Origin of the sequence: Marinimicrobium sp. UBA4209, assembly GCF_002381585.1 — a bacterium.
In the GTDB taxonomy this organism is placed as follows: domain Bacteria; phylum Pseudomonadota; class Gammaproteobacteria; order Pseudomonadales; family Cellvibrionaceae; genus Marinimicrobium; species Marinimicrobium koreense.
On the sequence record NZ_DFTP01000045.1, the window covers coordinates 1,915 to 19,838 of the forward strand.

18 protein-coding genes are annotated in these 17,924 nt (G+C 59.3%); 5 read left to right on the plus strand and 13 right to left on the minus strand.

The genetic code is table 11. From position 1 onward, the window contains the following. Window positions 1-116 precede the first annotated feature (116 nt). The 3 genes from aspS to B3187_RS06250 all read right to left on the minus strand — a co-directional run bounded on the left by aspS (window position 117) and on the right by B3187_RS06250 (window position 2,759). Window positions 117-1,898 (minus strand): aspartate--tRNA ligase, encoded by a 1,782-nt coding sequence (gene aspS / locus B3187_RS06240; RefSeq protein ID WP_286805171.1) that lies wholly within the window; start codon window positions 1,896-1,898, stop codon window positions 117-119. Window positions 1,899-1,955: 57 nt separating this feature from the next. After that, entirely contained in the window at window positions 1,956-2,246 is a 291-nt protein-coding gene (locus B3187_RS06245; protein WP_123636963.1) for an FmdB family zinc ribbon protein, read from the minus strand. A 201-nt stretch (window positions 2,247-2,447) separates the two neighbouring features. Beyond that, entirely contained in the window at window positions 2,448-2,759 is a 312-nt protein-coding gene (locus B3187_RS06250; protein WP_024459678.1) for a Rieske (2Fe-2S) protein, read from the minus strand. An 89-nt stretch (window positions 2,760-2,848) separates the two neighbouring features. On the opposite strand from B3187_RS06250, the gene B3187_RS06255 reads away from it, so the two are divergent. Both B3187_RS06255 and B3187_RS06260 read left to right on the plus strand, forming a co-directional pair. Continuing rightward, entirely contained in the window at window positions 2,849-4,204 is a 1,356-nt protein-coding gene (locus B3187_RS06255) for a flavohemoglobin expression-modulating QEGLA motif protein (protein WP_123636962.1), read from the plus strand. A gap of 12 nt (window positions 4,205-4,216) precedes the next feature. Then, window positions 4,217-4,564, plus strand: a complete 348-nt coding sequence (locus tag B3187_RS06260; protein ID WP_024459676.1) for a hypothetical protein — start codon at window positions 4,217-4,219, stop codon at window positions 4,562-4,564. A 384-nt stretch (window positions 4,565-4,948) separates the two neighbouring features. Here the strand turns inward: B3187_RS06260 and dapC are convergent, their stop codons facing one another. The 5 genes from dapC to B3187_RS06285 all read right to left on the minus strand — a co-directional run bounded on the left by dapC (window position 4,949) and on the right by B3187_RS06285 (window position 10,801). Then, entirely contained in the window at window positions 4,949-6,148 is a 1,200-nt protein-coding gene (dapC, locus tag B3187_RS06265) for a succinyldiaminopimelate transaminase (protein ID WP_286805176.1), read from the minus strand. 309 nt (window positions 6,149-6,457) lie between these two features. After that, complete coding sequence (ung, locus tag B3187_RS06270; RefSeq protein WP_286805178.1) at window positions 6,458-7,153, minus strand: uracil-DNA glycosylase; 696 nt, start codon at window positions 7,151-7,153, stop codon at window positions 6,458-6,460. Window positions 7,154-7,301: 148 nt separating this feature from the next. Next, complete coding sequence (locus B3187_RS06275) at window positions 7,302-8,474, minus strand: type III PLP-dependent enzyme (RefSeq protein ID WP_286805180.1); 1,173 nt, start codon at window positions 8,472-8,474, stop codon at window positions 7,302-7,304. Window positions 8,475-8,664: 190 nt separating this feature from the next. Further along, the gene (gene ectB / locus B3187_RS06280; RefSeq protein ID WP_024459673.1) at window positions 8,665-9,939 is read right to left on the minus strand and encodes a diaminobutyrate--2-oxoglutarate transaminase; all 1,275 of its coding nucleotides are present in this window, start codon (window positions 9,937-9,939) and stop codon (window positions 8,665-8,667) included. A gap of 259 nt (window positions 9,940-10,198) precedes the next feature. Then, a complete protein-coding gene (locus B3187_RS06285; protein ID WP_024459672.1) occupies window positions 10,199-10,801 on the minus strand; it encodes a peroxiredoxin in 603 nt (200 codons plus the stop codon). Between the two features lie 328 nt (window positions 10,802-11,129). On the opposite strand from B3187_RS06285, the gene B3187_RS06290 reads away from it, so the two are divergent. Beyond that, window positions 11,130-11,378 (plus strand): bacterioferritin-associated ferredoxin, encoded by a 249-nt coding sequence (locus B3187_RS06290; protein ID WP_414673682.1) that lies wholly within the window; start codon window positions 11,130-11,132, stop codon window positions 11,376-11,378. Window positions 11,379-11,539: 161 nt separating this feature from the next. Beyond that, window positions 11,540-12,016, plus strand: coding sequence for a bacterioferritin (gene bfr, locus B3187_RS06295; protein ID WP_024459670.1), 477 nt, complete (start codon window positions 11,540-11,542; stop codon window positions 12,014-12,016). Window positions 12,017-12,020: 4 nt separating this feature from the next. Here the strand turns inward: bfr and B3187_RS06300 are convergent, their stop codons facing one another. From B3187_RS06300 to B3187_RS06315, 4 genes are all read right to left on the minus strand, one after another. Beyond that, a complete protein-coding gene (locus B3187_RS06300; RefSeq protein WP_286805184.1) occupies window positions 12,021-12,797 on the minus strand; it encodes a hypothetical protein in 777 nt (258 codons plus the stop codon). A gap of 51 nt (window positions 12,798-12,848) precedes the next feature. Continuing rightward, window positions 12,849-14,996 (minus strand): serine/threonine-protein kinase, encoded by a 2,148-nt coding sequence (locus B3187_RS06305; RefSeq protein WP_286805186.1) that lies wholly within the window; start codon window positions 14,994-14,996, stop codon window positions 12,849-12,851. Between the two features lie 73 nt (window positions 14,997-15,069). Beyond that, entirely contained in the window at window positions 15,070-15,552 is a 483-nt protein-coding gene (locus tag B3187_RS06310; protein ID WP_024459667.1) for an STAS domain-containing protein, read from the minus strand. A 6-nt stretch (window positions 15,553-15,558) separates the two neighbouring features. Further along, window positions 15,559-16,743, minus strand: a complete 1,185-nt coding sequence (locus B3187_RS06315; protein WP_024459666.1) for a SpoIIE family protein phosphatase — start codon at window positions 16,741-16,743, stop codon at window positions 15,559-15,561. A 176-nt stretch (window positions 16,744-16,919) separates the two neighbouring features. Here B3187_RS06315 and B3187_RS06320 point away from each other — a divergent pair, with 176 nt between their 5' ends. Then, on the plus strand, window positions 16,920-17,222 hold the full coding sequence (locus tag B3187_RS06320) for a PilZ domain-containing protein (RefSeq protein ID WP_024459665.1): 303 nt from the start codon (window positions 16,920-16,922) through the stop codon (window positions 17,220-17,222). A gap of 38 nt (window positions 17,223-17,260) precedes the next feature. Here B3187_RS06320 and B3187_RS06325 read toward each other — a convergent pair. Further along, the coding region (locus B3187_RS06325; RefSeq protein WP_286805188.1) for an MlaA family lipoprotein at window positions 17,261-17,924 on the minus strand (664 nt) is incomplete at its 5' end.

A 17,924-nucleotide genomic window follows, 5' to 3' on the forward strand; every position in this document is an offset into this window, starting at 1 on the left:
CCGTGGAGCGGGGGACCCGCGATGCGAGCCCCCAGGGATGGGTTTACGGCGTGTCCTGGGAGGTCTTACCCCAATCCCAGGCGTCGTCCCACTGCCCCACGCTCAATAAACGTTGCCTACTCAGCGGCCGGTTTTTCTTTCTTACGCAGACGGATGTTCAGGTCTTTGAGCTGCTGTTCGTCTACCGCACCCGGCGCGTCGGTCATGACGCAGGCGGCGCTCTGGGTTTTCGGGAAGGCGATCACATCGCGGATCGAACCGGCGCCGATCATCAGCATGATCAGACGGTCCAGACCGAAGGCCAGGCCACCGTGGGGCGGTGCACCGTATTTGAGGGCATCCAGCAGGAAGCCGAACTTCTCGCGCTGCTCCTCTTCCCCGATGCCCAGCGCGCGGAATACCGCCTGCTGCATGGTCTGGTTGTGAATACGGATAGAGCCGCCACCCAGCTCGGTGCCGTTGAGCACCATGTCGTAGGCGCGGGACAGGGCCGTCTCCGGGCTCTTCTCCAGTTCCTCCGGGGAGCAGGAAGGCGCGGTGAACGGGTGGTGCAGACTGTTCAGGGAACCGTCGTCTTCTTCCTCGAACATCGGGAAGTCGACCACCCACAGGGGAGCCCACTCGCAGGTGTACAGGTCCAGATCCTCACCCAGCTTGCAGCGCAGCGCGCCCAAGGCTTCGCTTACCACGGTGGCCTTATCGGCACCGAAGAAGATCAGGTCGCCATTGTCGGCTTCTACCCGCTCCAGAATGGCTTTGCGCACGTCGGTGGGCAGGAACTTCACGATCGGCGACTGCAGGCCCTCTTCCAGATCATTTTTGTCATTGACCTTGATGTAGGCCAAGCCCTTGGCACCGTAGATGCCGACAAACTTGGTGTAGTCGTCGATCTGCTTGCGGGTCAACTTCTCGTTGCCGCCGGGCACTTTCAGGGCGGTGACGCGGCCTTTGGGGTCTTTGGCCGGGCCGGAGAAGACCTTGAAGTCCACCTCGCCCATCAGATCCTTTACATCCACCAGCTCCAGCGGGATACGCAGGTCCGGCTTGTCGGAGCCGTACTTCTGCATCGCATCGGCATAGGTCATGCGCGGGAAGTCGCCCAGGTCCACCTCTTTCAGTGTCTGGAAGATGGTGCGGATCATGCCCTCGGTGACCGACATGATGCCCTCTTCGTCCATAAAGGAGGTTTCAATATCGATCTGGGTGAATTCCGGCTGGCGATCGGCGCGCAGGTCTTCATCGCGGAAGCACTTGGCGATCTGATAGTAGCGATCGAACCCGGAGACCATCAGCAGCTGCTTGAACAGCTGGGGCGACTGGGGCAGTGCAAAGAACTTGTTCTCGTGGGTGCGCGACGGCACCAGGTAGTCCCGGGCACCCTCGGGGGTGGCGCGGGTCAGAATCGGGGTTTCGATGTCCAGAAAGCCGTGGTCGTCCAGGTAGTTACGCACCAGATTGGTGACCTTGGAGCGGAATTTCAGACCTTTCTGCATTTCCGCCCGGCGCAGGTCCAGGTAGCGGAATTTGAGGCGGACATCCTCGCCCACGGACGCGTGGGAGTCCAGCGGGAAGGGGGTGGTTTCCGCCTCGTTCAGAATGGTCAGGCCGGTGCCGTAGACTTCCACCTCACCGGTGGCCATGTTGGGATTGACCGTGGCGGCATCCCGGGCGCGCACCTTACCGGTCACCTGCAGCACGTACTCGCCGCGGACCCGGTCAGCCAGGTTGAAGTGATCGCCGGTATCCGGATCGAACACTACCTGTACAATACCCTCGCGATCGCGCAGGTCGATAAAGATGACACCACCGTGGTCACGGCGGCGATCAACCCACCCACACAGGGTCACTTCCCGATCAATGTCTTTGGCTGTCAGTGTGCCACAGTAATCACTGCGCATAGTGCTTTCCCGTTATTTGCCGTCTCGGTTCAAAGTCGTCGCGGCGCCGTCTGTCTGTCAGGCCGACGCTGCGCTGGAGTTGGCGGGTTTGGAGGCCTTGTCACCCCCGGAGCTGCTCTCGGCGCTCTTACTGCCGCCGCGCTCGCCCGCCAGGTTTTTCTGGTTGGACTTTTTGAAGTCCGTCTCGTACCAGCCGCTGCCTTTCAGGCGAAAGCCCGCCGCTGAGATTTTCTTTTTCAGGCTCGCCTGACCACAGGCCGGGCAGTCTACCAGAGGCTCGTCGCTGAGCTTCTGCAGTGCTTCCATATTGTGGTTACAGGATTGACACTGATATTCGTAGATGGGCATTGTCGTGTTCCTCAATCAAATGCTCTGCAAGAGCAACCATCGCCAGCAATGCCCACAGGGGCCAAAAAACGCGCGATTATAACCCAATGGGGCGCCAGCGAGAACCGGGTAAGGTGTTTTACACCGCGCCGTGGCCGCCCGGAATGGGCCGCGCGGCGACTCGGTGCAAAGCCCGATATAAATAGGGACGGCGCGGCGGTTTTAAAGGTCTACGCCCAGCGTATTGCCCTCGTAGACGATGGGCACAAAGGCCAGAGGGCCCACACACCCCTCGGGGCCATTGAGAGCCCGCCCGGAGAGCAGGTCAAATTCGATCCCATGGACCGGGCAGCGCAACACCTCGCCCTGGACGCTGGCCTTATGCAGCGGCGCCTCCATGTGCGGGCAGCGGTTGACCAGCAGGTAGGTCCGCCCCTCCTCCTGCAACAACAGAAGCTCCTGCCCCGCGAGCCGAAAGACCCGGCGGTAGCCATCGTAGAGCTGGTGCAGAGTTTCCAATGCCTGATACGCCATGATTTTGCCCCCGAGAGCCATCAATTCCGCTAGACTAGCACACCCCGTACGCCAAACTGTTGAACCACCCGACCGACGCGAGCCTCGCCATGCCCTCCCAGCAATACCTGGAACAGCTCAAAACCCTGTCCAACCGGCTGGTGGCACTGCAGAAGCCGATCCGTATCCTCGATGCCATCAAGTGGACGCCCGAGATCGAACAGGCCTTCCACGCCAGTGGCGGCAAGGCCCTGCCCAAGGTAGGCCCGGAGTATTACCAGCGCCAGGCCCTGGGGTTTGACCCCGAGCGCCTGGACCGCGAACTGTTGGCCCTGGATCGGGACATCAAGCGCCAGTTGGGCCGGGGCGATGCCCTGGGCAAGATTCTCAAATCCACGGTGGAGCAGTATCAGTTGGTGGTACAGCTGCTGCGCCACCGCGGGCGTGCCGAGTTCGGGGACTACAGCCGTCAGCTCTACGGCTCCGCCAGTGACCGCATCCGGGGTGACCGGAAGACCCTGCGCACCCTGGGCGAACGACTGTGCGACATTTTCTCTCTGCCCGCCGTGGAGCACCTGAACCGGCCCTACCCCCGGGATATTGGCGCGGAAACCGCCGTCGCCATGCTGCGCCAACGAATGGACCGCTACTTTGGCCCGGGCCAGGTGAAGGTCAGCATCAGCGATGACATCGTCTCCGATGCCGCCGCCGGGGGCGATACCATCAAGGTCAATCGACGCGCTTCATTCTCCGAGCTGGACATTCAGGTGCTGGAAGTCCATGAGGGCTGGGTGCATATTGGCACGACTCTCAACGGCCGTGAGCAGCCCTGGGCCACCTGGCTGAGCGTGGGCTCGCCCCGGATAACCGGCATCCAGGAGGGCATGGCGGTCCTGATGGAAACCCTGACCTTCAGCTCTTTCCCGCAGCGGGCCCGACGGGTCAGCGACCGGGTGGTGGCGGTGGACCTGGCAGAACAGGGGGCGGATTTCTGCGAGGTGTATCGCTATTTTCTGGAGCGCGGGGTCAGTGAGCACGACAGCTATCGGGTCACCCAACGGGTGTTTCGCGGCGGCCAGGTCAGTGGCGATCGGGGCGCGGTTTTCACCAAGGATATTTCCTATGTGAAAGGTTTTGTGGAAAATGTAAACTTTATCCGCAGCGCCATTCAGTCCGGGGTTCCGGAGATTATTCCGATGTTGTTTGTGGGTAAAGTGACCCTGGATGATCTGCCGCTACTGTACGAACGCTACCTGGAAGGTGTAATCTCCGCCCCCCGGCATTTGCCGCCGATGTTCCGCGATCTGAATGGGCTTTATGTCTGGTTCGGTTTTTCGAGCAGTCTGTCGCTGATGAACATCGCACGGGTGCAGCAGCACTTCAGTAAGCTTTTTGAGCAATTACCGGCCACTGCCCCGCTGTATCCGGGCTCGAACAACGGCAAGCGCGACGCCGAATTGGATTGACGTTTTCAAATTATGATGCATTACAAGATTGTCCTGACGGGCAGCGGCATTTTGGTGGACCACTATGGCAGCCCGGAACCGGTGATGGGCTTTGTCACTTGCCGTCTGTTGAAAGCGGATTCGGAGAAGCTGGCGATTGCGACGGTCAAGCGCGATATTCTGGTACAGTGGAATCAGAGTTTTAATGCGGACCGTAAGGCGGGATTACCGAAACTGTCGGTGGAGCATATTGCGACGGTTCACCCTCTGCTGACCCGAAAGCCGAAGCACGATTTCTACTTTTACGTCTCGGACGAACAGCGCGAGGCGCACCTGGAACACTTCACCCAACCCAAACGCCGCTGGTTCAAAAAAGCCTAGAGCATCCATGTAGTGTACTTGACTTGGGCACCTTATAGAACGCCCGTCGGCTACGGGGAAGGCTGACTGCAGACCCGCCGTGAACCCATCCCTGGGGGCTTCTCGTCGGCTCCCTGCCTCCGAGAGTCTTCAACTGGCTTCCCGCGCATCCTCCTCATTGCCACTCAGAGATTTTTGCAGAGCTATCTAGTTCCCGAAACTATCTGGGTGGCACCGCGGAGGGAGGGGGTTCCCCTTTGGGGCCGTCACCGGCCTGGACGGCCGGTGCAGAGCGTACAGGGATGTATTCACAGCGTGCCCCAAAGGGGAACCCCCTCCCGCAGCACTCCATTCGAAGTTCCAGCCTAGTACTGCGACATCCCGCAGCACTTCCTACGAAGACCCTCAGTACTGTTTCATGAACTCGCGAATCCGGTGTGCCGCTTCGACGCATTCGTCCAGGGATGCCACCAATGCCATTCGGACATAGTGGTCGCCCGGATTGCCGGTTTTGGTGTCGCGGGCCAGGTAATTGCCGGGGAGGACGGTAATGTTCTGTTGGGCAAACAACTCCCGGGCGAACGTCTCACTGTCCACCGGCGTGCGCGGCCAGAGATAGAAGCCCGCTTCAGGTTTGGCAACATCCAGGCAGCCGTCCAGGATGTCCAGCACCGCCGCGAACTTCTGGCGATACAGATCTCGGTTCGCCCGCACATGCGCCTCGTCTTCCCAGGCCGCGATGCTCGCCAGTTGTGAGGGTACCGGCATGGCGCAACCGTGGTAGGTCCGGTAACGCAAAAACTCCGCGAGAATCGACGCATCACCGGCCACAAACCCAGAGCGCAAGCCCGGCAGGTTGGAGCGTTTGGATAGGCTGTGAAAGACCACACAGCGGCTGAAGTCTTCACTGCCGAGCTCTGTGCAGGCCTGCAACAATCCAAGCGGGGGTGCCTGTTCGTCGAAGTAGAGTTCGGAGTAACACTCATCCGAGGCAATTACAAAATCATACTCGTCGGCCAGTGCCAACAGGGTGCGCCAGTGCTCGAGCGTGAGTACCGCTCCGGTCGGGTTGCCCGGTGAGCAGAGGTACAGGAGTTGGCAGTGTTTCCAGATGTTCGGGTCGACGGCGGCAAAGTCGGGAATATAGTGGTTGTCAGCGGTACAGTTCAGAAACGCCGGTTGCGCTCCGGCAAGCAGGGCGGCGCCTTCGTAGATCTGATAAAACGGGTTGGGGCTGACCACCAATGGTTGTTCGGCGGTGCGGTCCACCACGGCCTGGGCGAAAGCGAACAGGGCTTCGCGGGTGCCGTTTACGGGGAGGACCTGCGCCTCGGGGTCGAGTTGCCCCGTGCTCAGTGCAAAGCGCTTTTCGGCCCATTGGGCAATAGACTGACGCAATTCCGGCAGGCCCTTGGTCGCGGGGTAGTTGGCGACGCGGTTGAGGTTCTGGCTCAGGGTGTCGAGCACGAATGCCGGCGGCTGGTGTTTGGGCTCACCAATGGATAGTGCAATATGGGATAGATGTTCCGGCGGCTCCACGCCCGCTTTAAGCTTGGCGAGCTTTTCAAACGGATAAGGGTGCAGGTGATTCAGGTCTGGGTTCATTGGTTTATCTTCACGTTAAGCTTTTGCAAGGCTGAGTGCCTCAATGTGGTTCCGGCGTTTGCGGGGTTTACCGTTTGGAGACTCTCGGAGGNNCGGCTCCCTGCCTCCGAGAGTCTGCAGTCAGCCTTCCCCGCATCCGACTCTGTGCCACAACTGGTAATCAGTAGGTCGGATTAGGCCTTAGCCGTAATCCGACAATTTCCTGCCAAGTCCGCGTAGGGCGCGGTAAGCGCAGCGCACCCGCCGTAAATACACGCGATGTAACTCAACCTCGAGACCTCATAGCTCAAGACCAAGGGACAAAAGGCATCAAACCTGCGGCAAACACCAATCTATTTCTGCCTCACCCCGCTCCACCAAATACCGATTCGCCTGCGAAAAATGCCCGCAACCAATAAAGCCTCGGTGAGCGGACAACGGTGAAGGGTGGACCGACTTAAGAACCAGGTGTTTATTGCGATCCACAAAGGCCGCTTTTTTCTGAGCGTAGCTGCCCCACAATAGAAATACCACGCCCTCGCGCTCCCGGTTGACCAGGTCAATCGCCCGGTCGGTGAACGCTTCCCAGCCCTGGCGCTGGTGCGAACCTGCCCTGCCCTGCTCGACGGTCAGGGTGGCGTTGAGCAGCAGTACGCCCTGCTCGGCCCAGTGTTGCAGGCAGCCGTGGTTGGGTGCGGGGCAGCCGAGATCGCGTTCGAGTTCTTTGAAGATGTTTTTAAGCGACGGCGGTGGCGCGATGCCGGGTTGCACGGAGAAGCAGAGGCCGTGGGCCTGGTTGGGGCCGTGGTAGGGGTCCTGCCCGAGAATGACGACTTTGACCTGCTCAAGGGGCGTGCTATTGAAGGCGTTGAAGATGTGTCTGGAGGGCGGATAGATGACTTTGCCCTGTTGTTTTTCGCCGCGCAGGAACTGCTTGAGTTGTTGCATGTAGGGCTGCTGAAATTCGGGTTCCAGGTGGCTCAACCAACTGGGTTCAAGATCGATTTTCTTTTGCGCGTCCGCCATAACGTTTCCCAAGCTGTTTTGTCAGCGCGTCAATTTAGCATTGATCCCCTATCGAGAAAACCGCCCCAGCATCAAGCGCACAGACGGCGGGTGCGCTGCGCTTACCGCGCCCTACGCAGAGCATAGGGGCGGTAGCGAGTGAGATAGCCTAGATGCAGTATTCTTTCAGGGGCGGGAAGCCGTTGAATTCTACGGCGCTGTAGGAGGTCGTGTACGCGCCGGTGGAGAGCCAGTAGAGGCGGTCGCCGATGGCCAGGTTCAGCGGCAGCGGGTACTTGTGGTGCTCGTACATGATATCCGCGCTGTCGCAGGTCGGGCCGGCGATCACCGCATCTTCCAGCTCGCCCTTCTTCTCCACATAAATCGGAAACTTGATCGCCTCATCCAGCGTTTCGATCAGGCCGCTGAACTTGCCCACATCGGTGAACACCCAGCGGTGCAGCGCTGTGCGTGACTTGCGGGAAATCAGCACCACCTCACTGACCAGAATACCGGCGTTGGCAATCAGCGACCGGCCCGGCTCGATGATGATCTCCGGGAAGTCCTTGCCAAAGTCCTCCTCCAGAAAACGGGTGATTTCCTGAGCGTAGGTCTGCAGATCATTGGTGCGGGTCATGTAATTGGCCGGGAAGCCGCCGCCCATGTTGATCATCTTCAGCTCAATGCCATCTTCCTCTTTCAGGCGCTCGAAGATCACTTTCACCTTGCCCAGCGCGGCATCCCAACTGCTGATCTCGCGCTGCTGGGAACCCACGTGGAAGGACACACCATAGGGCTCCAGCCCGAGATCACGGGCGAGAATCAACAGGTCCATGGCCATGTCGATTTCACAGCCGAACTTGCGCGACAGGGGCCAGTCGGCGGTCAGGGTACCCTCGGTCAGAATGCGTACGTATATGCGGGCACCCGGGGCCGCCCGGGCAATATTGCGCAGGTCCGCCTCGGAATCCGTGGCAAACAGGCGTACACCTTTCTCGTAAAAGTAGCGAATATCCCGGCTTTTCTTGATGGTGTTGCCGTAACTGATCCTCTCCGGTCCGACACCAAAGCCCAGGACCTTGTCCAGCTCGTAGATGGAAGCGATGTCGAAGTTTGCGCCACGCTCGGTCAACAGATTGAGGATGGCCGGTGCCGGATTGGCTTTCACCGCATAGTAGATATTGGCGTAGGGAAAGTTGTCTTCCAGTTCCTGATAGGCCGCATCAATGGTCGCGGTGTCGATCACGACAAACGGCGTGTCTTTGGTATCCGCAAAACTTTTCAGGCGAGCAAAGGTTTCCGGGCTGTAGTAGTCCTGCAGCTGAATGTGCGAATCGGTCATGGCACCCCCTGGGCGTCGAAAATAGCGTCATCCGGCAAGGCGCGCCGGGGATCGCGGGCGGCGATTTAATACACGTTTTCGCCACTTGGCAAGCACTATTTTAGACCCTGGGGTGGGATTCTGCAGAAAGGGTTCAGGAAGGGAGTCGGCCCGCGGGAAAACCCGCGCGGGCCGTGATCTCGGACGAAATTTAGCTCTCTTCGCCGGTGATCATTTTGCGCTGCTTCTCGACCAGAGCGGTCAGGGAGTCGCGCACAATCTGCAGGCCTTCGCGCAGAATGTCTTCTTCAATCAACAGCGACGGCAGGAACTTCAGCACCTGGTCATCGGCGCCGGCGGTTTCCATCACCAGACCGCGGGTGAAAGCTTCCTGGGAGGCTTCATTGGCCATACCGGCGGCCAGCTCCAGACCCCAGACCATACCGACACCGCGAACCTGCGGCTCGAGCTCGGGGAAATCCGCTGCCATCTTCTTCAGCTCTTCCTCGATGATATTGCCCTTGTACTCGACCACTTTGCCCATGTCGTCGTTGTCCCAGTAGCTCAGCGCCTGGGTAGAGGCCACAAAGGCCAGGTTGTTACCGCGGAAGGTGCCGGTGTGCTCACCGGGCGACCACTGGTCCAGCTCCGGACGCATCAGCAGCAGAGCCATGGGCAAACCACCACCGATGGACTTGGACAGGGTGACCATGTCCGGGTGAATTCCGGCACGCTCAAAGCTGAAGAAGGTACCGGTACGACCATTACCCACCTGAATATCGTCGATGATCAGCAGGATATCGAATTCGCGACACAGCTCTTCCAGACGCTTGAGCCATTCGACGCTGGCGACATTGATGCCACCTTCGCCCTGTACGGTTTCCACAATCACCGCCGCCGGCAGGTCAACACCGCTGCTGGGGTCGGACAGGAACTTGCGCATGTATTCGATGGAATCCACGCCCTCGCCCAGGAAGCCATCGAACGGCATAAAGGCCGTGTTGGCGCGCGAACCGTAGGATTCGTCTTTATAGAAGTAGTTACCGGTGACGCCCAGCGCACCCATGGTCAGGCCATGGTAGCCGTTGGTGAAGGCAATCACGTTGGAGCGACGCTTGATCATACGGGCCAGCTTCAGCGCGGTTTCCACGGCATTGGTGCCGGTGGGGCCGGTGAACTGCATTTTGTACTGCAGACCGCGGGGCGCCAGGATGGTGTCGCGGAACTTGGTCATGAACTCGCGCTTGGCCATGGTCGCCTTGTCCAGACCGTGCACGATGCCCTTGTGCTGCAGATACTCGATCAGCGCTTCGGTGATTTTCGGGTTGTTGTGCCCGTAGTTCAGGGTACCGGCGCCGGCGAAGAAGTCGATGAAGCGATTGCCGTTTTCGTCGAACAGTTCCGACCCTTCGGCCTTGTCAAAAACGACGGGGAAGGAACGTACATAACCACGAACCTCAGACTCCATCTCTTCAAAAATTCTCATCGAATAATCCTCATTATCATCACTGGGTGAATGGCTTCATCCGGGCAAAAAACGACCTCGCCAGCGGACGAGATCCACTGCACCGGGCAGCAAATCCGCCTGAAAAGAATTGCATAGTTTACAAACCTTTAGAGCTCAAAGCAAGTTCACCGCTCCGCCCAACCGCCCGCAAAGTCAGGAACCACAAGGGTTTACGTGAATTTCGGGCAAAAAAAACCCGGCTCTCAGAGCCGGGTTTTTCGGGATCGCCGAGCGACGCTTACAGCTTGCCGCTGTTCTCGCCCAGGTACTTGGCCACACCTTCCGGAGAGGCGTCCATACCCTTGTCGCCCTGGTTCCAGCCTGCCGGGCATACTTCGCCGTGCTCCTGGTGGAACGCCAGCGCGTCGACCATGCGCAGCATCTCGTCGACGTTGCGACCGAGGGGCAGATCGTTCACTACCTGGTGACGAACCACGCCGTCTTCATCGATCAGGAAGGAGCCACGGAAGGCCACACCGCCTTCGGATTCAACGTCGTAGGCCTTGCAGATTTCGTGCTTCACGTCGGCGGCCAGGGTGTACTTGACCGGGCCGATACCACCCTGATCCACCGGAGTGTTGCGCCAGGCGTTGTGGGTGAACTGGGAGTCAATGGAGACACCGATCACTTCCACGTTGCGCTTCTGAAACTCTTCGACGCGGTGGTCAAAGGCAATCAGCTCGGACGGGCACACGAAGGTGAAGTCCAGCGGGTAGAAGAAAACGACCGCTTTCTTGCCCTTGATGGCAGAAGCCAGGTTGAACTCGTCAACAATTTCTCCGTTACCCAGAACGGCGGCGGCTGTGAAATCCGGTGCGGGTTTACCAACTAATACGCCCATATTTAATCTCCTGATTAAGTTGACATTAAGGGTGAAAAAAGCCCGTATCTGTGGCTCCGGCATTGGCTCGAGGTGAGATGCCAGATCACAAATACTCGACAAAACAATGATTTAGCGGCCACCAGCTCGGGTTGTGGTCACCGCTGATTCGCATGAGATCGCAGGCCGACATCATACAGACCGAAAGGTTTGTGTTCTATTGATTTTATAAATGACCGTGAAAGGCCTGAACTATATAAAATCTGACTATCACCCGAGCCTCACAGATAGCAACACAAATGTTAATTATTCTCACGCATTATTGACACAAATTCTCATTAGCATTAACATGCAACTGTTCGTCAATCGTGCTCCGGGGTATTTGGCTATGTATGTCTGCGTCTGCAAAGGCATTACCGACCATCAGATCAAAGATGCAATCTACGCAGGTGCCACCACCGTGGGCAAGCTGCGCAAAGCGTTGGGCGTCGCCTCCCAGTGCGGCAAGTGCACCTGCCTGACCCGCGAGCTGATCGACGAAACCCTGCCCCAGGCCGAATACGTCGAAGCCCAACCGCTGCACTACGCGGTGGCGTAACTCCGGACCCTTCAAGCGCACTGAAAATCAGTCTTATTCAGATTCACTTTCCCCTTGCACATCAAGCACTTAGGGGTTAGTCATTACTTGACAGCGTCACCGTCTCAGCCCAGACTCGAAGGTTGAATACCCCATTCGCCCACCTATCGACGGAGACGGCTATGAAAGGCGACGCTAAAGTCATCGAAATTCTCAACACCTGCCTCGGCAATGAACTGGTAGCCATCAACCAGTACTTTCTTCACGCTCGCATGTACAAGGACTGGGGGCTGAAAGAGCTGGCCGATCACGAATACGAAGAGTCCATCGACGAAATGAAGCATGCCGACATGCTGATTGAGCGGATTCTGTTTCTGGAGGGGCTGCCGAACCTGCAGGATCTGGGCAAGCTGCTGATCGGTGAAAACACCCAGGAAATGCTGGCATCCGACCTGAAGCTCGAACTGAAGGCCATTCCCGACCTGCGTGCCGGGATCGCCTACTGCGAGTCGGTACAGGATTATGGTAGCCGAGACCTTCTGAAGAACATCCTGACCTCGGAAGAAGAGCATGTGGACTGGCTGGAAACCCAACTGTCGCTGATCGACAAGGTGGGCATCCAGAATTACCTGCAGTCCAAAATGGACAGCGACGGCTGATCGGTCAGTTCAACAACCCCAGAACACCGATGGAGTAGGCCCGGCGCTCGTCAGCGCCGGCCAGCTCTTCGGGCTCCACGAGGCTGCCCAGCGTGAGCCCTTCGCGCTGAAAGCGGGTATCGCCAGTCCCCCGATCAAAGCTCACCGGCACAACGCCGTCGAACTGATAGGCGATGATATCGCCTTCATCCACACCGACGCTCACCGGGAAACTCAGACGGACCACCCCGGACTGCTCCGCCTCGACCGGCAGACTCTCCCAGACCACAACCAGACTGTCATCCACCGGGCGCAGTACTTTCACCACCAGTTGGCCCGGCGACTCAAAGTAGCCCGCCACCCCCGTCAGGGTGCCTGACCGGGGAATCGGGTTGGCCAGATCAACCAGGGTGCGGGACTCCTCCCCCCGGTGAGCGCGACTGACCAACTCCCCGCCAACGTAGTCGAGCAGGTCGGACTGCAACAGAAAATCCCGGTAACTGTCGATCTGGGACTGCACAAAGTCCCGGACCAGGCCACGAAGCTGGGAGGACTCCTGGGCGCGCGAGCTCTTTTCCGTGGACAACACATCGATCACCCGGTTGCGCTCCTCCAGCTCGGCACGCAGTTGCTCTTCGCGTACCCGCATGTCGGTGATCTCATCGCTGGCCTGATCCAATTGCCTCTGCAACTGGTTATTTTCATCCCGCAGCGCCTTCACATTGGGCTGGGTGAGGCACGCCGTCAGGCTCAGTGTCAGGATCAAAGGCGAGACTCGTCTGGCGATCACCGCTGATTTCATGCTGTTCTCTCTTTTGGGTCGTTACGGCCGCGCTGGGATGGTTTCCCCTGATCAGCCGCCGATCTGAAATGACACGCTGGACAGCGCCTCTCCGTCAGAGACCAGGTCCAGATGGTAGCCGCCCTCGACAAAACCGGTCACCGGGCGCTCAAGTCGAAAAAATCGGGCTCCCTCATCCCCCTGGACGATCACGGGCACCAGTGCAATCTGTAGTTGGCGGGAGCCGTCATACAGAATAGCCTGTATGACCGAGCTTGTCTCACCGAAATTCCGGTAGGCGAAACCCGCATAGAGCACCCGGGCTGGCGCCAGTGTGCCCTGCTGCTCTCCCTGCAGGTTGTCCATGGGCTCAGAGCTGACTTTTGCCAGCTCAATGGTCGGCTGTTGGGCGAGGTCCAGACGCTCACTCCACTCGGCCTCCAGCGCGAGCAGAGCGCTGCTGTTGGCGAATTCGTTGCGCGCTTCGCGCAGCTGCTTGCCCGCACCCTCAAGGTCGTCATTGGCCAGCCGGGTTTCGATCGCGCTGATCCACTCCTGTAGCTGCCCCTCACGAGCCGCTTGGGCCCGGCGCTCGGCTTCCGCCTCCTGAAGGCGGGACTGTTGTGCCTCCAGTCGCTCTCTCTGCAGAGCCAGCTTCTCACTGTCCGGGAATTCGGTCATGGCCCGATCGATTTCCAGCAGCGCGGCCGCCAAATCGCCCTGCCCGGCCAATGTCGCCACCGCGTCGCTCACCGCCGCAATTCGTTCATCCCGACTCGGCTGCGCTACAGGCTCATCGGATGGTGATGGATTCACCGCGACCGGATCCGACGGGGGCTCGTCGCTGTCCGTCCCGGACGCCGCGTTCTCTTCAGGTACCTCAGGTTCTTCAGGCGCCTCGGGCGCTGAACGCTCAGGGGTCATTTCCTCCGCTAGCGCCAGCCCCGGATCAATCGGAACGGTCTCCTGCTGACCCTCAGCGACGTCAAGCTCTGGCGATGACCTATCATCAGCCTGAGCCTCCGCCTGACCTGCGTCGGAGTCACCCGCCGCCCCGGACACCGATTCCGGTTCTTCAGCCACGGTGCCGGGAGTTTCTCCCTCTGGCAGCAGTGGCGCCACACGGCGCTCCCACTCGGCGCGCAGAGGCTCCTGCCAGACGTAGCCCCCGATACCGACCAGCAGCCCAAACAGGAGGACCCAGCCCCACACCCCTTGGCGGGGTTCGACCGCATTGCTCTCCCGGTCAATACGGTCCTCATCGTGAACTGCCAGGTAATCACCGGAAACGCCCAGGTCCGCATCAGCCCCCTCTTCGCCGCCACTCGAGGACTCGGTCATGACCGCCTGAGGCTTAACCAGCGTGGGCGATTCACCGTCGGCTTCGTGCAGCAGCGAGCGCTCTCCCGCCCGTTCGAGGGCGTCCAGCGTGTCCCGGTCGAAGGCCTCCAGTGCCTCCACCAGCTCATCCCCTGTCTGGAAGCGATCCTCCGGCGCCTTGGCCAGAACCCGGTCGATCAGGGGCTGAAACGCCGACAGATGCTCCGGCAAGCGCGGAATGCTGTCAGAAATGTGCATCACGCCAATGGCGACGGCGGAGTCCGAGTCGTAGGGAAGGTGTCCGGTCAACAGGAGGAAGAGAACCACCCCGAGACTGTACAGGTCGGAACGACTGTCCACAGCCGCGCCCCGGGCGTGTTCGGGGCTCATATAGTGCGGCGTGCCCACCGTGGTTCCGGTCTGGGTCATGGCGGAGGTCTGATCCACGATGCGGGCAATACCGAAATCCATCAACACCGCGCGCCCGTCCTCAGCGTGCAGCATGATGTTGTCGGGTTTTACGTCCCGGTGCACACAGCCCTTGCGACCCGCATAATCCAGCGCCCGGGCGACGTCCTTGATCACGCCGATGCACTCGTAGAGGCTCAGTTCAAAGCGCCGGTGCTTCAGGTCCCGGCCGGGAACGTACTCCATGGACAGAAAGTGGTTGCCCCGATGCACACCGACATCGTAGACCGTGACGATATTCGGGTGAACCAGACGGCTGACAATACGGGCTTCGTGCAGGAACCGCTCGCCGAAGGTCGGGTCGCGTGAGAGGTGGGGGTCCAGAACCTTGAGCGCCACTTCGCGCTCGAAACTTTCCTGGATCGCCAGGTACACCCGGGCCATACCGCCTTCGCCCAGGGTGTCGATGATTTTATAGCCGGGTATCTGCATGCGTTGCCAAGGGTGCCGGGACCGGACTCGGTTGATTTTCTGCTGCCCGGGAGGCGATAACCTCGCGCGGCAGTCAGCGCTCTTCGAGCATTTTTACCAGATTCCGGAAGGTTTCGCGATTGTCCTGGTTCAGCCCCATCAATATCTTGTGGGCTTCAATCACCTTTTCCTTTACCTGCTGCTCCTCGGTGGCATCCATCGCCAGGGGCTGCTCAGGCTGCACCGGTGCTTCCAGGTCACTCACGATGGTGAAGATTTCCTGGAATCCCATAGTCTGCAGCAGCCGGTTGATACTGTCATTATTGGAGAAGATGACCGGCGTAATGCCTTTTTCCTCGCGCCCCTGCAGGGCAATTTTGGCCATCAGACCCAAGGTGGTGCTGTCGATGGCTTCGGCCTCGGACAGATCGAACATCACATCACAGAAATCGTCCCGGCTGAACATGGTATCAATAAACTGGTCGAACGAGATGCACAGCGTCAGCCTCACGTCACCCACCATTTTGATGACGTAGACTCCTGCGTGATCCGCAACCAAAATCTGACCGGGACGCATGCGTAATTACCTCTTGATAACCGTCATAATCGCGATGTCGTCAGGCGTTTCACTGACATCCTCAATACCCAGCGCCGAACACACAGATTCCAGGCTGTCGCCGTGATCTCGCACGATCTCCAGCAACCTGTCCTCCTTGTCTTTGAGCACTTTCGGCGGCAATACTTCCAGCACTCCATCCGAAAAACACACCAGAGAGAACTGCTCAGGCAGCTGTGTCTGGTAAATTTCCCAGTCCGGATGGGCAAAGATACCCACTGGCTTGCCGTTTCCGGTCAGAAACCCGGCCCCTTCCGGGGTGATCAGAATGGGCATCGGCAGGTGGCCCGCTACAACATAACGCATTTCCCGTGTCTGAGTATCAATGACTCCGACAAAAAAGGTCAAATGGTGGTTCAGCCGGGTTTCGTTCAGTTCGCGGTTGATCTGCTGCAACATGGTGTTCGCACCATCCTCAAACGACTGGGCATCGCAGAACAAGCCCTCTTCGCGCACCATACGGCTGACCAGGTGTTTCAGCCAGATGGTCACAAATGCCGAGGAGGCGCCGTGGCCGGACACATCGGCCAGATAAAACGCCAGATACCGATGTTTTAGGTAGGCATAGTCCACAAAGTCCCCGCTGAGGTACAGCGATGGCGCTATGTGGTGGGCGACGTGATAGCCCTCCGGGGTATCCAGGGGAACCGGCAACAACCGCTGCTGAACCTGGCGCCCCGCCTGTTGGTCGCGTTCGAGCACCCGAAGGTTCTCCCGCAGGCCCCGGTTGGCGAACTCCAGCTTGTCCCGGTAGCGTTGATTCTGGACCAGCAGGTCGCACCGCTCCAACGCCCGGCGCACCGAGTGCACCAGCATTTCCATGTCGACAATGGGTTTGATCAGATAGTCGCTGGCACCGAGCCGCAGGGCGGAGACCACATCGCCCATCACTCCAGCCCCGGAGACCACGATTACCGGCAGATCCGGCGCGTCTTCGTGCAGAGCCTGGAGCACCTGAAGACCGTCCAGGCCGGGCATTCTGAGGTCGGTAATGACCAGTTCCGGCTTGTGCTCGCGAAACACCGCCAGCCCGGAAGGGCCATCGGTCGCCTCCAGCACCTCAAACCCGCTGTCTTCGAGATAGGCCACGATACTCTGGCGGACCGGCGCGTCGTCGTCGATGATCAGCAGTTTTCTGCTCGCGTCGGTCATCTCGTTGTCGGTCCGGGTGCCGGAAAAGTCATGGGTTGCATAAGGCGCAATACACTACTCCCTTCTCCGGGTCGGCGCAAGCTGTTCAAACGGCGTTTTATAGACTAAGTTTAAGCGGGGAAACCGGCCGCCGAGCGGTTCTCCCACAGACGTCAAACCCATCCGGAGGGCCAGAGATGACCGTCGACAGAGCGCATCAGGAGAAGCGGGATTTCATCCGCATGAAAATCGATACCCCACTCAGGGCGCAGATCAGTGGCGAGGGGGTAGCGGCAGAGGGGCTCTGCCATGAACTGAGCGGTGGCGGCATGCAACTGGCCACCGAACACTATCTGGAGCCCGGTACCGAGCTGGAAGTGACCATTTCCTCCGAGCACGGCCAGGCCCCTACCCTGAAGGCCAAAACCCATGTGGTCCGGACGGAGACCGACGGCAAGGTACACCGGGTCGGATTGGAAATTCTGGAAATCCTCCACTGACCCACCCCGGACGGCCGACACCGGATGACGACCTTTCTTTAGAAGGGGTCGCCGCCCTCTTCGTCAAAATCACCGTATTCGGACATATCCATATCCGAGCCAAAGTCATCCTCGACTTCGCCGTCGTTGACCAGGAAGTCACGACGCTGCAGATAGGCATCGCGAATGAAAATGTAATGGTCACCGGTGAGGTGCTTCTCGAGCTCCATCAGCTCCGAGCGCTTATTGATGTAATACAGTGCGACTGTGCTGTTCCGGGTGCGCGTGTGATCCACATAAAACAGCGGGTCGGATAGCCAGTCGACCGGCAGGGCCAGGGTATCGCGAACGGTGCTTGACCCCAGAATCGGCAACACCAGGTAAGGCCCCCGGTCAAACCCCCAGACCGCCAGGGTCTGCCCGAAGTCCTCATGGTCACCATTTTCCAGCCCCACGTGCTTGGCCACGTCAAACAGCCCGCCCACACCCACGGTGCTGTTGATCAGAAAGCGGCCCGAGTCGTGAAATGCGGATCCGGGTTTGCCCTGAAGCACACCGTTGAGCGCGCTGGGCACTTCCAGCACATTATTGAAGACATTGCGGACCCCGGCCTGGACAAATTTCGGGGTAATGAAACGATAGCCACGGGTGACCGGCTTGAGCACAAAGCGGTCGGCGGTCATGTTAAAGGCGTGAATACGGCGGTTGAAGTCCTCCCAAGGG